The following is a 15,274-nucleotide window of genomic DNA, read 5'->3' on the forward strand; positions in this document are numbered from 1 at the left end:
AAAGGACTTCGGGCAGGTTTTTTATGCTCTTTGGAGTTTTAGCGGACAGCAATATATAAAAGTTAAGAATCGTGCAAACGTTCTTCTTTCAGCGCATTTAGATGAACTTTAGAACAATTTGGAATGTTCTGCAAATATTTGGCGTGTTCTGCAATATCGGTGTACATCATGCAAAAACATAGTATGATGTACACTTATTAATGCAAATTAAAATAATGTTAAAATAAAAGACAACCGTTGGAAGATTTTTTCGCATACGCTATATTAATAACAAAAAAGGGTGCAGCAAACTATTGTCTGCTACACCCCCCATAAAGTTTATGGATGTGGAAATTGGTTTAGAATTCAGCACTCTTCGGAGTACGCGGGAACGGAATCACGTCGCGGATGTTCTGCATACCTGTTACGAAGAGTATGAGGCGCTCGAAGCCGAGGCCGAAGCCAGCGTGCGGACATGAACCGTACTTGCGTGTGTCGAGGTACCATGTCATATCCTTCATCGGGATGTTGCGCTCCTCAATCTCGTTCATTAGCTTGTCGTAGCTCTCCTCGCGTACAGAACCGCCGATGATCTCGCCGATCTGCGGGAAGAGAACGTCGGTGCCCTGAACGGTCTGACCGCTCTTGCCGCCGAAGCCGCTCTCCTCAGCGTCTATCTTCATGTAGAACGCCTTGATAGCCTTCGGATAGTTGGTCATGATAACCGGCTTCTTGAAGTGCTCCTCAACGAGGAAACGCTCGTGCTCAGAAGCCAAGTCGTCGCCCCACTCGCATGGGAACTCGAACTTCTTGCCGTTCTGTATAGCCTCCTGCAGGATGCGGATGCCCTCGGTGTAAGGCAGACGAACGAACTCGGAGTTGAGCACGCCCTCAAGACGTGCGATGAGGCCCTTGTCGATCATCTTGTTGAGGAACTCGAGGTCGTCCTTGCAGTGGTCGAGCGCCCAACGGATGCAATACTTGATGAAGTCTTCCTCAAGGTCCATGAGTCCGGCGAGGTCGAGGAATGCCACCTCAGGCTCTACCATCCAGAACTCAGCCAAGTGGCGCGGAGTGTTAGAGTTCTCTGCACGGAATGTCGGACCGAAGGTATAGATGGCTCCGAGCGCTGTGGCTCCGAGCTCGCCTTCGAGCTGTCCAGACACGGTGAGCGAAGTCTGCTTGCCGAAGAAATCGTCAGAGTAGTCGATCTTGCCGTCCTCTGTCTTCTTCAGGTTGTAGAGGTTCTTGGTCGTAACCTGGAACATCTGACCTGCACCCTCGCAGTCGCTTGCGGTGATGAGCGGAGTGTTGAAGTAGAAGTAACCGTGCTCGTGGAAGTAGGTGTGGATAGCCATCGCCATGTTGTGGCGTATGCGCATCACTGCACCGAATGTGTTGGTGCGCAGACGCAGGTGAGCGTACTGACGCATGTATTCGAACGACTGTCCCTTCTTCTGCATCGGGTAGTCGCTGCCGCAGAGTCCGTACACTTCGAGGCTCTCGCACTGTATCTCAGATGTCTGACCCGCACCCTGGCTCTCTACGAGCGTACCTACTGCGCTGATGCAGGCACCGGTGGTGATCTGCTTCAGCATCTCGGCGTCGAACTTGGTGGGGTCTACCACGATCTGTATGTTCTTGATTGTAGAACCGTCGTTGAGCGCGATGAAGTCGACAGCCTTTGAACTGCGGTGAGTGCGCACCCAACCCTTTACGTTGATTTGGCTTCCGAAGTCGGTGCTACGGAGAGCGTCAATAACTTTTGTTCTTTCCATTATATTGTTTAAGTTAAAAGGGTTGACATGGTGGGATGTTGTGTACACCATCTCAACACCTCACCACTTCAACCTGTTTATGTTTTACTCGAATGCTCCCATGCGCAGCATCTCCACTTCCTTCTCTGTGAGGAAACGCCAGTCGCCGCGGCGGAGGTTCTTCTTGGTGAGTCCTGCGAACTGCACGCGGTCGAGCTTAACGACGCGGTAGCCGAGGTGCTCGAAGATGCGGCGTACGATGCGGTTCTTGCCGCTGTGGATCTCGATGCCTACCTGGCTCTTGTCTGTGTCGCTTGCGTACTCGATAGCGTCTGCATGTATCTCGCCGTCCTCCAGCTCGATGCCCTGAGCAATTTGCTGCATGTCGTGAGCCGTTACGTTCTTGTCGAGGTATACGTGGTATACCTTCTTCTTCAGGAACTTCGGGTGTGTGAGCTTAGAAGCGAGGTCGCCGTCGTTGGTGAGCAGGAGCACGCCGGTTGTGTTGCGGTCGAGGCGTCCTACCGGGTAGATGCGCTCCGGGCACACGTTCTTCACGAGGTCCATCACGGTCTTACGCTGCTGCGGGTCGTCGCTTGTTGTCACGCAGTCCTTCGGTTTGTTGAGCAGCACGTACACCTTCTTCTCGAGTGTTACGGGCTGGTCGTGGAATTTTATCTCGTCTGTGCGCTTGATCTTGGTGCCGAGCTCGGTCACTACCTCTCCGTTCACAGTAACCACGCCTGCCTGGATGAACTCGTCAGCCTCACGGCGCGAGCAGATACCTGCGTTGGCGAGGAACTTGTTCAGACGAAGCGGTTCGTTCGGATCGTAGTTCTCCTCCTTGTACTCAATGCGCTTTTTCATGCTATACTTTGCGTTGGGGTCGTAGCCCGGTGTGCGCTGACGCTGCTGGTAGCCACCCTGATTGTAGCCGCCCTGCTGTCCGTAGCCGCCGCGGTTGTAGCCGCCGCGCTGCTGACCGTAGCCGCCCTGCTGTCCGTAACCGCCGCGCTGCTGGTAGCCGCCCTGCTGTCCGTAGCCGCCGCGCTGCTGATAGCCGCCCTGCTGGCGCTGTCCGTAGCCGCCGCGCTGCTGGTAGCCGCCCTGCTGACGTGGCTGATAGCCACCCTGCTGCTGTTCGCCGTCCTGGTTGTAGCGCGGACGATAGCCGCCATGCTGACGTGGCTGGTAGCCGCCCTGCTGCTGCTCGCCGTCCTGGTTGTAGCGCGGACGATAGCCGCCCTGCTGACGTGGCTGGTAGCCGCCTTGCTGCTGCTCGCCGTCCTGATTGTAGCGCGGACGATAGCCGCCCTGCTGACGTGGCTGATAGCCGCCGCGCTGCTGATAACCGCCCTGACGTGGCTGGTATCCGCCCTGACGTGGCTGGTAGCCACCCTGCTGCTGAGCGCCGAGGCCAGATCCGAAACCTTCCGGACGGAAACCGCCGTCCTCGCTCTGTGTTGAAGCCGAAGCCGAGTGCTGTGTGTGAATACGCGGGCGACGTCCCGTCACGCTGCGATACTCTTTCTGATAGTTTCCTGCGGCACGGCCGTAGCTCTCGCTATTGCCAGTAGTCTGATCCGCTGTGTTCTGTTCCTGATTCTTTACGTTTTCTGAATCCATAATTGCTTATTTGGTTTTATTGTTTATGTATATAGCCTCACGGCTAATGTCTAATTATATCTTGTTGTATCTTGCTTAGATGCCGGTGTAGTTCATCGGCGTGATAGCCATCAGTTCCGCCTTCACAGCGTCGCTCACGTTGAGAGTCTGGATGAACTCGTGGATGGTCTCCTCGGTCATGTGCTTGTTGGTGCGTGTGAGCGCCTTCAGAGCCTCGTACGGATGCGGGTATGCCTCACGACGGAGGATGGTCTGGATGGCTTCTGCCACTACTGCCCATGTGTCGTTGAGGTCTTCCTTGAGCTTCTCCTCGTTGAGGATGAGCTTGCGCAGACCCTTGAGTGTGCTCTCGATAGCAATTACGCCGTGGCCGAACGGTACGCCTACGTTGCGCAGAACGGTAGAGTCGGTGAGGTCGCGCTGCAGACGGCTCACGGGGAGCTTCTGTGCGAGGAACTGCAGAACGGCGTTAGCCATGCCGAGGTTGCCCTCAGAGTTCTCGAAGTCGATGGGGTTCACCTTGTGCGGCATTGCCGACGAGCCTACTTCGCCTGCCTTGATCTTCTGCTTGAAGTACTCCATAGAGATGTACATCCAGAAGTCGCGGTCGAGGTCGATGATGATTGTGTTGATGCGGCGCATTGCGTCGAACACAGAACCGAGGCAGTCGTAGTTGGAGATCTGTGTAGTGAACTGCTCGCGCTCCAGTCCGAGCTTCTCGCTCACGAAGCGGTTGCCGAACGCCTTCCAGTCGTACTCGGGGTAGGCTACGTGGTGAGCGTTGTAGTTGCCGGTAGCACCGCCGAACTTAGCGGTGAGGCGGCACTCCTTCAGCTGGCGCAGCTGCTCCTCAAGACGGTATACGAACACCATCACCTCCTTGCCCAAACGTGTAGGCGAAGCGGGCTGTCCGTGTGTCTTTGCGAGCATAGGCACTGCTGCCCACTCCTCTGCATACTGGCGGAGCTGTGCGATGAGCTCCTCGCAGAGCGGGTAGTAGAACTGCTCGAGCGCCTCCTTGATAGAGAGGGGCACTGATGTATTGTTGATGTCCTGCGAAGTGAGTCCGAAGTGGATGAACTCCTTGTAAGCGTCGAGTCCGCCGATGCGGTCGAACTCCTCCTTTATGAAGTATTCCACAGCCTTCACGTCGTGGTTAGTTACTTTCTCGATGTCCTTCACGCGCTGTGCTTCCTCTTCGCCGAAGTTGCGGTAGATGTCGCGCAGCTGGTCGAAGAGCTGATGGTCGAACGAAGCGAGCTGCGGCAATGGCAACTCACAAAGCGTGATGAAGTATTCGATTTCCACACGTACGCGGTAGCGTATCAGTGCATACTCTGAGAAGTAGTCGGCAAGGCGCTCGGTCTTGCCACGATAACGGCCGTCAATCGGCGAGATGGCTGTCAGCAAATCAAGTTTCATAATTGGCTATTATATATAATTATGTGTAATTACGGGTGCAAAATTACAAATAAGTTTTTATTTGTGTGTTGTTTTTATGTGAAATTATGTGATTTTGTTTTCGCGTGTATACGATTTTTGTGTATAAACAAAAAAGCGAACAAGTTGAAAACCTGTTCGCTTTATGTGGGCGTTGACGGATTCGAACCGCCGACCCTCTGCTTGTAAGGCAGATGCTCTAAACCAGCTGAGCTAAACGCCCTTGCTTTGCAATTGCTTTGTTCTTGAAAGCGAGTGCAAAGTTATTGCATTTTTCTGTAACCGCAAAATGTTTTGCGGAGATTTTTTCGTTTTTGGTCGAAAAACGCTTGTTTTTAACGTTCTGTAACTAAAATCGGCGCTTTTAGTTGCGTTTCGAGGTGATGCCGCCGTTCTTGGTGAGCGTGAGCGTCGACTTCTGCAGCTGTCGCGAGTTATGGTCGAAGATGAGATTCGGGTTGAATCGGCGTCCTTTGAACACGGTTTCGAAGTGGAGGTGTTCGGTTGTGGCGCGTCCGGTGCGTCCGGTGAGACCTATCACCTGACCGGCTTTCACCTTGTCGCCCACCTTCACGAGGTTTTTCGACTGGTGAGAGTAGAGCGTCTCCAGTCCGTTGGCGTGCTTGACGACGATGCAGAGTCCGTAGCCGTAGTGAGAGTTGGAGCGTGTCACCACGCCGTCGAATGCTGCCACTATCTCGTCGTTCGGTTTCGTCTTTAGGTCTACGCCGCTGTGTCGGCGCTTGCCTCCGTAGGGGCTTATCACCTTGGCTCCAGGCAACGGATACGCCCAGCTGCCTTTCTTCATCTTCTCGAGGTTCCACTTGTAGGTTTGCTTCTTCTCGAACACGTCCTCGGTTGTGAAGTTGGGGTTCTCGTCGAGGTCTACCTTCTCGCCCACGGTCGACACGTTGATGTACGAGCTGTGCTTCTCGCAGAGCAGTGTGTGGCGGTGCAGTCGGTGGCTGTTTATGCTGAACACGGCAGCGGGGTTGATGCGCTTGCCGTCGATCATGATAGAGAAGTCGCAGTAGAACTTGCCGTCGCGGTGTCCGACGATGGCGATGGTCTGTCCGGCGCGTACGTGCTGTCCCACCTCAACCATGTTCTCGGCGTTGTTGGCGTATACGGTCTCCAGTCCGTTGCGGTGGCGTATCACTATCACGTAGCCCATGTCCTGGTGCTTGCGTGCGAGACGCACCGTTCCGTCGAACATCGCCTTTACGTTGTCGCCGTCCTTGGTGTCTATCTGCACTACGTCGTTCTTGCGCATCGTGGCTTTGCCCACGGGCAGCGGAAACGAGTATTCGTTGGGTTTGAGCAGACCGAGGTCGATGCTGAACGCATCGGAGCGGTTGAAGAGTCCGGGTGTTGATATGCTGATCTGCTGCTGTTCGGCAGCAGTGAACTGATGCTTTACGGGTGTTGCCGACACGAGGGTGAGTGTGGCTATGGCTAATAGTAGTTTCTTTATTCGCATTATTGTTTGTTTGATTAGTCTTCTTCAAAAGTTGCGTGCGCCGACCGGTGCGGATGTCCGTATCGTTCGGCGCGCGTGTCCGTATTGTTCGGCGCGGACTATAATATAATGCCCGAATAGATGCGTCCCGACTCGGTGCCGAGGCGTCGTGCCGAGAAGTATTCGTCTACGCTGTCGTATGTGCAGACGTCGCTTTCGAGGATATTCTCATCAGCCACGCCGGCGTGCTCGAGCAGCTGTCGGTTGGCGAGTTTCAGGTCGATGTGCCATTTCTTCTCGAACAGCTTAGACGGGTCTGCGGCGTCGGGGTTGCGCTTTATCTCCTGCTGTGCGAGCGTCGGCATGTCGAAGGCAGCCTCTTCGAAAGCGGCGTACACCTCGTCGCCAACTTCGAAGTTCTTCCTGGATATGCCCGGTCCGATTACGGCTTTCAGCTTCTTCGGGTCGGTCTTGTAGGCGATGCTCATGTCGGCTATCGCCTTGCCCACGATGCGTGCCAGCGTACCGCGCCATCCGGCGTGAACGGCTGCTGCGGCGTGGTGCTCCTCGTCGTAGAGCAGTACGGGTATGCAGTCGGCTGTCGACACTCCGATGCACACGCCCTTTACGTCGGTGAGCAGCGCGTCGACGCCTTCGAGCAGCTTCTGGCGTATCTGCTCGGGCTGGATGCAGAACTCCTTGCCTATGATGCGTGTCTCGGTGCCGTGTGTCTGGTGGGGCAGAATGATGCGGTCGGCGTCTACGCCCAGCTCCTCAGCCAGCAGCGTGCGGTTGGCAGCCACGTGCTCGGGCTTGTCGCCGCAGTAGGGGTTGATGTTCAGCGAGGCGTGGTTGCCCTCGCTGGTTCCGCCGTGGCGTGTGGTTGAAAAAGCGCACACGCCGTCGGCTATATTATAATATGTAAGGCGCAGCGCGGTGTTACTCATTGTCTGCCTCCTCTTCGTATTCAAAGTCGTCGAGGTCTTCCACGTCGTCAACGTCCTCGATGTCGTCGTCGTCGATGTAGATAATATCGTCCTCGCCCTCCGCCTTCATTTCTGCCATGAAGCGTGTCATGTCCTTGTCGCGGTGTACGAGTGTGTCCTCGGCTGTGATGTTCTGCAGCTTGTTGCTCTCCGAGTTGAGTTCCTGCCACAACGTGTCCTTCAGTTCCTGGATGCCGAGTCCGGTAACAGAGGAGATGAACACTACGGGGAGGTCGTCTGGCAGCGTCTCGCGCAGCATGTCCATGAGTTCGTCGTCGAGCAGGTCGCACTTCGTCACGGCCAATACGCGGTGCTTGTCGAGCATCTCGGGGTTGAACTTCTCAAGCTCGTTCTTCAGCAGTTCGTATTCGCGCTTGATGTCGTCGGTGTCGCCCGGCACCATGAAGAGCAGCAGCGAGTTGCGCTCGATGTGGCGCAGGAAGCGCAGACCGAGTCCCTTGCCTTCGCTTGCTCCCTCGATGATTCCCGGGATGTCTGCCATCACGAACGACTTGTGGTCGCGGTAGTCGACGATGCCGAGCGACGGTTCGAGTGTGGTGAACGGGTAGTTGGCAATCTTCGGGCGTGCGCTCGACACGGCTGAGAGCAGTGTCGACTTGCCTGCGTTTGGAAGGCCCACAAGACCTACGTCGGCGAGCAGCTTCAGCTCGAGGATGATGGTCATCTCCTCCATCGGTTCGCCCGGCTGAGCATAGCGCGGGCACTGGTTGGTAGCTGAGCGGAACTGGAAGTTGCCGAGTCCGCCTCTGCCGCCCTTGAGCAGCAGCACTTCCTGTCCGTCGTGCATCACGTCGCATACGTACTTGCCCGTCTCGGCGTCGTATACCACCGTTCCGCACGGCACGTCGATGTATATGTCCTGACCGTCCTTGCCGTGACACTTGTCGCGACCGCCGTTGCCTCCGTGCTCGGCGAAGACGTGGCGCTGGAACTTAAGGTGGAGCAGCGTCCAGTAGTTGTGGTTGCCGCGCAGGTAGATGCTGCCGCCGTGTCCGCCGTCGCCGCCGTCGGGTCCGCCGTTGGGGTTATACTTCACGTGACGGAGGTGCATAGAGCCTCTGCCGCCCTTGCCCGAGCGACAATATATCTTTACATAGTCTACGAAATTAGATTCTGCCATTGTCTGTATTTATGCTTTATAGATGAATAAAAAGGACAACTATCAATCAATCAATAGATTGACAACTTGCAAAGTTACGGAAAATATCGCAGAATAAGGCATACCTGCACCAAGTTTTTGCAGGTACGGCTGTATATAAATGAAGTTTTTATGAGTTTGGGGGCGAAATAGTAGCAACTTGTCAGCTTGAATCAATGGCAAGCTGACAAGTTGCAGAATGTCTTAAGCCGCACGCTTCATGGTATAGCGCAGAGCGTATACGAGCACGAAGGCGAAGCCTGCGAGCGGTATGAAGAACGGCAGCGTGAAGTTGTCGGTAGAGTCGGCGATGATGCCCATCAGAAGGAAACCGCAGCCGCCTACCGGTGTCATCATCAGTATCGACGAAGCGCTCTTGGTGAGTCCGCCGAGTCCGCGCAGCGTTAGGGCGAAGATGGTCGGGAACATGATAGCCTCGAAGAAATAGTTGGCTATGAGCGCCAGAACAGACACGTCGCGACCGAAGTCGAGCAGTAGAACGGCGATGCAGATCACGGTGCCGAGAGCGCATACGGCGAGATACTTCTCTGCCGCAATGTTGCTCATCACAGCCGCACCGATGAAGCGCGCCAGCATGAATACGCCCAGACCGATGGTGAGTATCGTAGAGCCCGTGGCTGCCTTCATCCAGCCCTGACCTGTCACGAAGTTGATGAAGTAGGAGTTTATCGAAATCTCCGCCACCTCGTATGCGAGTAGCGCAAGTAGTCCGAACACGAACCAGCGGTTGCGGAAGAGCATCTTCAGGTTGTGTGCGCCCTGCTTTGTGTCGTTGTCGTTGTCGTGAACTATCTCCGGCAGTTTCACTCGTGCGAAAACCACGGCTATAAGTAGCACGAACGCGCCCATTATGGTGTAAGGTATCACGGCGTCGCCGCCTGCGCTGCCGTCGGCGCCCTGAAAGAGGAAGCTTCCCACGACGAGTGTGGCGAACATTGAGCCTACGCCGTTGAACGACTGAGAGAAGTTAAGGCGCGACGTGGCTGTCTCCTTCGGACCGAGCTCCGTTACGTACGGATTGGCTGACGTCTCGAGGAACACGAGTCCGCAACCGATGATGAACAGCGCCACGAGATAGGTGTAGAACGTGCCCAGCATTGAGCAGGGAATGAACGCCAGCGAGCCTAAGCCGAACAGCAGGAGTCCGCTTACCACGCCGCGGCGGTAGCCCTGACGGTTGATGAACAGACCGGCGGGTATCGCCATGAGAAAGTAGCCGAGATAAGTGGTCACCTGAATCAGTGCCGACTGTGTGATGCTGATGTCGAGCGCATTCTGGAAATGCTTGTTGAGCACGTCGAGGATGGCGCGCGCAAAGCCCCACATGAAGAAGAGTGAGGTGATGAGGATGAACGGCACAGCATACTGCTTGCTGCTCAAAGATGCTTGATTTTGTTTCATGTGTGCAAAGTTACTGCAAACCGAAGACAATACAAAATATGCTCGCATATTTTTATTGTTGAGGTGCAGCGTAACTTATTTAAAGTTACTGCAAACCGAAGACAATACAAAATATGCTCGCAAATTTTTGTCATAGCTAAGCTACTTGCACTAACTTTCTGACACTTAACGATGCGTCTCGACAAAAAAAATCTGCAAGCAGTTTTTTTATGTGCAAGACTTTCAGTAACTTTGCACCTAATTATAAATATTGTACCCTATGAGCGTGATAAAAATAAAGGACAAGACCTTCAAGGTGTCAATCCCCGAAGCTGAGATTCTTCAAAAAGTAAAGGTCGTAGCCGATCGTATCAACAAGGACATGGCAGGCAAGAACCCGTTGTTGCTCGCCATGCTTAACGGATCGTTCGTGTTTGCTGCCGACCTCATGCGTATGATCAACGTGCCGTGCGAGATTTCGTTCGTCAAGATGTCGTCGTACGAGGGCACTGCGTCTACCGGAAAGGTGAAGCAGCTCATCGGTTTGAACGATGATATCAAGGGCCGCACCGTGATCATCGTTGAGGACATCATCGAGTCGGGACTCACTATGCAGACTCTGCTCGAGCAACTCAAGGAGAAGGAGCCGGAGTCGGTGCACATCTGTACTCTGCTGCTCAAGCCGGAGTGTCTGAAGGTGCCTCTCGACACAGAGTATGTAGCCATCGAGATACCAAACGACTTCATCCTCGGCTACGGACTCGACTACGACCAGCAGGGACGCAACCTGCGCGATATCTATACAGTGGTGGAGTAGGAGTAAACAATAACATTACATAATAAAGAATTCAGATGAAAAACATCGTAATTTTCGGTGCTCCTGGTTCAGGCAAGGGCACTCAGAGCGACCTGATGATTGAGAAGTATGGTTTCAACCACATCTCTACAGGCGACGTTCTTCGCAACGAGATCAAGAACGGAACAGAACTTGGCAAGACTGCCAAGGGTTTTATCGACAACGGACAGCTCATCCCCGACGAGTTGATGGTAAACATCCTCGCAAGTGTGTATGACAGCTTCGGCAAGGAGCACAAGGGCGTAATCTTCGACGGCTTCCCGCGCACAATCCCGCAGGCTGAGGCTCTGAAGAAGATGCTCGCAGAGCGCGGACACAAGGTGGCTGCCATGATTGAGCTCGACGTTCCGGAGGACGAGCTGATGACTCGTCTTATCAAGCGCGGTCAGGAGAGCGGACGCTCTGACGACAACGCTGAGACTATCAAGAAGCGCCTCGACGTTTATCACAACCAGACAGCTCCGCTTATCGAGTGGTACAAGGGCGAAGGCATTCACCACCACATCAACGGACTCGGCGAGTTGCCACGCATCTTCGGCGATATCTGCAGCGTGATCGACGCACTCTAATATATAAAAAAGTCCTCGAAAAATTTTTCGAGGACTTTTTTTTATTCGTTGCTTTCGATGAACACCGTGCTGTCCATTTCGTCGAGCGACTTCTTCTTCTTGTTCTCCTTCGCTCCAGCCTTCAGCAGACTCTTTGCAGCGGTGATGATGCTTCTGCCGCTTTCCGCCGTCGACACCTTCAGCTTAGCCATCTTCTCCACCGTGCTGTTCATGCTCGTCTCCACGTCGATGAAGCGCATGCCGAAGTCCTGCACACGCTCCACGACGATGTTCGCGGCGTCTATCATCGCCTGCTGGTTCTTCAGCTGGCGCACCTGCGTCCACATCATCTCCAGCACGCGAAGGTTCATGTACATGGTCTGCGGACCGAGAATCATGACGCCTTCGTCGTAAGCCTCGCGCCATAGCGTGGTGTCGTTAAGCAGCGCGAGGTTCAATGCGCCTTCTATAGGCACGTACATAATGGCGAAGTTGAGACGGTTGTAGCCCTCGGGCAGATACTTCGTATACTCCTTGCGCGCCAGTCGCTTCACCTGAGCACGCACGCTTGCTACGTGTGCCTTCAGATATTCCGACTTCTCGGGCGTGCCGTCTTCAGCGTTCATGTAGCGCTCGTAGTCGGTGAGCGACATCTTCGAGTCGACCACCACGTGGCGGTTGTTCGGGAAGTGTAGGATGAAATCGGGTATGAGTCCGCGTCCGTCGTCGCCCTTCGCCTGCTTGCCCGCCTTGTCGCGCAGCGTCTCCTGCGTGTCAAACTGCTCGCCCTCCTTCAGCTCGAGGTCTTCGAGCAGCTGCTTCAGCTTCAGCTCGCCGAAGTTGCCCTGCACCTTCACCTCTCCGGTGAGCGCACGTGTCAGCCGGTCGGCAGTTTCGCCCAGCGCCGCGCTTTTCTCCATGTTCACCTTTATCGTAGCGTCGAGACGCGTGAGCGCTTCGTTCTGCTGTTCCTTCGATTTGTCGAACGCCTCGCGCATGCTCTTCAGGCTTTGTGTGAGCGGGTCAATTATCTTCGACACCTGCTCCTTGTTGCGCTCGCCCAGCTCGTCCTGACGTCGCTTCAGAATCTCCTCCGACGTGGTCTGCATCTGCTCACGTATGAGCTTCATCTGACTCTCCACCTGCTCGCGGTTCATCTCTCTGAGTGCCTCTATCTGCTTCTGTTGACCCTCCTTCACCTGCTCGAGTTGCGCCGTCTGCGCCGCCTTCAGCTGTTCGAGCTGTGCTGTCTGCGCCTCTTTCAGTTCAGCAATCTGCTTCTCGTGCGCCTCTTTCAGTTCAGCGATTTGCTTGTTGTGCACATCCTTAAGGTCTGCTATTCTCTTGCTGTAAGAATACGCCACCACGCCGATGATGATGGCTGCCACTATTGCTACTATGATGCTTTCTATCATTATTATATAATTATATAGATTTCTTGTGTTTACGTTTCTTGCAAAAATAATAAAAGTATGAAGCATACTCAACACTTTCTTTCGAAAAGTTGAAAGTGTTGAGTATAATTAACAGAGACATTGACGTTAATCATGACCGTCGTTTTAAGAAGCAGTTCATGTTTCTCATCGTTTAAGAGCTTAAAATATATTGTTATTCTGTGTTGTTCGATAGTCGTTACGTTCTGCCGATGTCGTTTTACACTATGCAAAATAAAAAAAGAGGTATGCCTATTGTGGTCATACCTCTTGTGAAATGATGTTTTTTTGTTTTGAATTTGTACGATTCTGCTTTGTTGTGCGGCGTGTCTGTCCGCCTCACGCAGTTTTATCTAAGTGTGAAGCGTGCTTTTAAAGGTGTGTTGTCAGAGGCGTTTCCTATGAGAGCCTCAAACACGCCGTTCTCCGATTTCCATGCACTTGACGTTTCGTCGTAGAAAGAGAGAGCTGCATTGTCGATGGTGATGTCTACGTCCTGCTGTTCGCCGGGGTTGAGCCATACCTTCTTGAAGCCTTTCAGCTCCTTTACAGGACGGTCTACCGATGCTTTCACGTCCTTTATGTAGAGCTGTACGGTCTCTGCGCCACGCTTCGTGCCGGTGTTCTTGACGGTTACGGTGAACGTCAATTTGCCGTCGCGAGTCATTTCTTTTGCCGACTGTCGCAGGGCGCTGATGCTGAATGATGTGTAACTCAGTCCGTGTCCGAAAGCAAATGTCGGTTTGATGTGTTTCTTCTCCGTCCAGCGGTAGCCCACATATATGCCTTCCTTATATTCTTCGTCGATTACCTTGTCGAAACCAACTGTCTTGTCGTCGGTGGTTCGCCACGTGCCAGGATATGTTTTCAGAGCGTGAGCGCCACAGTCGTTGAGGCTTCCATACCATGTGAACGGCAGCTTGCCGCTCGGATTGGCGTCGCCTGTCAGCACGTCGGCGATGGCGTTGCCAGCTTCCGAACCTATGAACCAGCTCTGTACGATGGCTGCCACCTTGTCTCGCCAAGGCATTGCCACGGCGTTGCCCGACACGTTTACGTAGATGAGTCGGTCGGTTACCTTGGCAAGTGCTTCGATGAGGCGGTTCTGCGCGTATGGCAACTCATACTGCTTGCGGTCGTGTCCTTCGCAGTCCTGATAGTCCGACTTGTTCAGTCCGCCCACCATAATGACATAGTCGGCATCCTTAGCTTTCTCCACAGCCTCGGCAATGAGTTGGTCGGCGGAGCGGTCGTCCTTCAGGTTTTGTCCCGTTTCCACTCCGTTGTATTCGCCCGTCACGTCTCCGACGTATCCGCGTGCATAGTCAATCTCTGCCGTACCTCCAAGTTTTGCTCGCAGTCCGTCGAGTGGAAGTGTCTCGCGCTGCACCTTCAGCGATGACGAACCGCCGCCGACGGTCATCATCTTGATGGCATTCTCGCCCACAACGAGTATGCGCTTCGCCTTGTTGCGGTCGATAGGCAGCACGTTGTTGCGGTTCTGTAGTAGCACGATGCCCTCGTCAGCAATCTGGCGGGCAGCCTCGTAGTGCGATTCTGAACAGAGGAAGCCGTGCGGACGGTGACGGTTCATCGTCGTGCGGAAGAAGAGTCGCAGCACACGGCGCACCTTGTCGTCGAGTTCTCGGGTGGTGTATTTGCCGCTCTTTATACCATTGATATATGGTGTGGCAAGATAATAGTTGTCATAAGCGTTGCTTGTTCCTGCTGAAAGGCCGTTGGTCCATGTTCCGAACTCTATGTCCAGCCCGTTCTTCACCGCCTGGTCGGTGTCGTGACATCCGCCCCAGTCGCTCACCACCACGCCGTCAAACGCCCATTCGCCCTTCAGTATGCGGTTGAGCGTGTACTGGTTGTGGCAGTTGTGCTCGTTCTTGTAAAGGTTGTATGCACCCATAATGGCCCAAACCTTGCCTTGCTCCACGGCAGCCTTGAACGCCGGCAGATAGATCTCATGCAGAGCGCGGTCGCTTACTACGACGTTCACCTGGTTACGATATTCCTCTTCATTGTTCAGACAGTAATGCTTCACGCATGCCGAAACACCGTTCGACTGCAGACCCTGTATGTAAGGCACCACCATCGTAGCCGCCAGGTAAGGGTCTTCGCCCATATACTCGAAGTTGCGTCCGCCGAGCGGGGTGCGATAGATGTTGACGCCCGGTCCGAGAATCATGTCCTTGCCACGATAGAGGGCTTCTTCGCCAAGACTCTTGCCGTAGAGTGTGGCGAGGTCTGGGTTCCATGTGGCAGCGAGACAGGTCAACGCAGGGAACGCCACGCATGAGTCGTTGGTCTGTCCTGCCTGCTCCCATTCGTCCCACAATACGTCAGGGCGCACACCGTGAGGGCCGTCGTCTGTCCAGAAGTCGGGAAATCCCAATCGCGGTATTCCGGCAGATGAGAATTTGCTCTGTGCATGTATGACGCGTATCTTTTCCTGAAGAGTCATACGCGAGAGGGCGTCGTCAATGCGCAGCTCCATTGGCTGTGTCTCGTCCAGATAAACTGGAGTGTGCTGAGCGTAAGCGGTCATGGCGCTTATCGCAATCAAGCATGATGTTATGATATGTTTCATAATCATATAAATGGTTTTTTGTTTTTATAAA

At 54.0% G+C, this 15,274-nt stretch carries 11 protein-coding genes and 1 tRNA gene; 2 read left to right on the forward strand and 10 right to left on the reverse strand.

All coding sequences use genetic code 11. The features are described from left to right. Window positions 1–338 precede the first annotated feature (338 nt). The 8 genes from asnS to KTQ90_RS03215 all read right to left on the reverse strand — a co-directional run bounded on the left by asnS (window position 339) and on the right by KTQ90_RS03215 (window position 9,828). The gene (asnS, locus tag KTQ90_RS03180; protein ID WP_022158571.1) at window positions 339–1,757 is read right to left on the reverse strand and encodes an asparagine--tRNA ligase; all 1,419 of its coding nucleotides are present in this window, start codon (window positions 1,755–1,757) and stop codon (window positions 339–341) included. Between the two features lie 84 nt (window positions 1,758–1,841). Further along, a complete protein-coding gene (locus KTQ90_RS03185) occupies window positions 1,842–3,362 on the reverse strand; it encodes a pseudouridine synthase (protein ID WP_217317167.1) in 1,521 nt (506 codons plus the stop codon). 75 nt (window positions 3,363–3,437) lie between these two features. Continuing rightward, on the reverse strand, window positions 3,438–4,784 hold the full coding sequence (gene purB / locus KTQ90_RS03190) for an adenylosuccinate lyase (protein ID WP_217317168.1): 1,347 nt from the start codon (window positions 4,782–4,784) through the stop codon (window positions 3,438–3,440). Between the two features lie 166 nt (window positions 4,785–4,950). Further along, window positions 4,951–5,025, reverse strand: a tRNA-Val gene (locus tag KTQ90_RS03195). A gap of 141 nt (window positions 5,026–5,166) precedes the next feature. Continuing rightward, window positions 5,167–6,282 carry a M23 family metallopeptidase gene (locus KTQ90_RS03200; RefSeq protein WP_022157976.1) on the reverse strand — a complete coding sequence of 372 codons (1,116 nt, stop codon included), beginning with the start codon at window positions 6,280–6,282 and terminating at the stop codon, window positions 5,167–5,169. Between the two features lie 98 nt (window positions 6,283–6,380). Then, window positions 6,381–7,208, reverse strand: a complete 828-nt coding sequence (gene pgeF / locus KTQ90_RS03205; RefSeq protein WP_217317169.1) for a peptidoglycan editing factor PgeF — start codon at window positions 7,206–7,208, stop codon at window positions 6,381–6,383. Then, window positions 7,201–8,388 carry a GTPase ObgE gene (gene obgE / locus KTQ90_RS03210; protein WP_022157974.1) on the reverse strand — a complete coding sequence of 396 codons (1,188 nt, stop codon included), beginning with the start codon at window positions 8,386–8,388 and terminating at the stop codon, window positions 7,201–7,203. The genes pgeF and obgE overlap by 8 nt, the downstream gene beginning before the upstream one ends. Window positions 8,389–8,610: 222 nt before the next feature. Continuing rightward, window positions 8,611–9,828: an MFS transporter gene (locus KTQ90_RS03215; RefSeq protein ID WP_217317170.1), complete on the reverse strand. Its 1,218-nt coding sequence runs from the start codon at window positions 9,826–9,828 to the stop codon at window positions 8,611–8,613. A 259-nt stretch (window positions 9,829–10,087) separates the two neighbouring features. On the opposite strand from KTQ90_RS03215, the gene hpt reads away from it, so the two are divergent. Together hpt and KTQ90_RS03225 are read left to right on the forward strand one after the other, a co-directional pair. After that, window positions 10,088–10,624: a hypoxanthine phosphoribosyltransferase gene (gene hpt, locus KTQ90_RS03220; protein WP_022157972.1), complete on the forward strand. Its 537-nt coding sequence runs from the start codon at window positions 10,088–10,090 to the stop codon at window positions 10,622–10,624. A gap of 35 nt (window positions 10,625–10,659) precedes the next feature. Next, a complete protein-coding gene (locus KTQ90_RS03225; RefSeq protein WP_022157971.1) occupies window positions 10,660–11,232 on the forward strand; it encodes an adenylate kinase in 573 nt (190 codons plus the stop codon). Between the two features lie 41 nt (window positions 11,233–11,273). Here KTQ90_RS03225 and KTQ90_RS03230 read toward each other — a convergent pair whose 3' ends face one another. Together KTQ90_RS03230 and KTQ90_RS03235 are read right to left on the reverse strand one after the other, a co-directional pair. Further along, entirely contained in the window at window positions 11,274–12,626 is a 1,353-nt protein-coding gene (locus tag KTQ90_RS03230) for a DNA recombination protein RmuC (RefSeq protein WP_217317171.1), read from the reverse strand. A gap of 367 nt (window positions 12,627–12,993) precedes the next feature. Then, complete coding sequence (locus KTQ90_RS03235) at window positions 12,994–15,243, reverse strand: glycoside hydrolase family 3 C-terminal domain-containing protein (protein WP_217317172.1); 2,250 nt, start codon at window positions 15,241–15,243, stop codon at window positions 12,994–12,996. Window positions 15,244–15,274: the final 31 nt, after the last annotated feature.

The organism is Leyella stercorea (assembly GCF_019052365.1).
Taxonomy (GTDB): domain Bacteria; phylum Bacteroidota; class Bacteroidia; order Bacteroidales; family Bacteroidaceae; genus Prevotella.

Coding starts and splice junctions, on each gene's coding strand:
- asnS (WP_022158571.1), bottom strand. CDS start 1,757: ATGGAAAGAACAAAAGTTATTGACGCTCTCCGTAGCACCGACTTCGGA.
- KTQ90_RS03185 (WP_217317167.1), bottom strand. CDS start 3,362: ATGGATTCAGAAAACGTAAAGAATCAGGAACAGAACACAGCGGATCAG.
- purB (WP_217317168.1), bottom strand. CDS start 4,784: ATGAAACTTGATTTGCTGACAGCCATCTCGCCGATTGACGGCCGTTAT.
- KTQ90_RS03200 (WP_022157976.1), bottom strand. CDS start 6,282: ATGCGAATAAAGAAACTACTATTAGCCATAGCCACACTCACCCTCGTG.
- pgeF (WP_217317169.1), bottom strand. CDS start 7,208: ATGAGTAACACCGCGCTGCGCCTTACATATTATAATATAGCCGACGGC.
- obgE (WP_022157974.1), bottom strand. CDS start 8,388: ATGGCAGAATCTAATTTCGTAGACTATGTAAAGATATATTGTCGCTCG.
- KTQ90_RS03215 (WP_217317170.1), bottom strand. CDS start 9,828: ATGAAACAAAATCAAGCATCTTTGAGCAGCAAGCAGTATGCTGTGCCG.
- hpt (WP_022157972.1), top strand. CDS start 10,088: ATGAGCGTGATAAAAATAAAGGACAAGACCTTCAAGGTGTCAATCCCC.
- KTQ90_RS03225 (WP_022157971.1), top strand. CDS start 10,660: ATGAAAAACATCGTAATTTTCGGTGCTCCTGGTTCAGGCAAGGGCACT.
- KTQ90_RS03230 (WP_217317171.1), bottom strand. CDS start 12,626: ATGATAGAAAGCATCATAGTAGCAATAGTGGCAGCCATCATCATCGGC.
- KTQ90_RS03235 (WP_217317172.1), bottom strand. CDS start 15,243: ATGAAACATATCATAACATCATGCTTGATTGCGATAAGCGCCATGACC.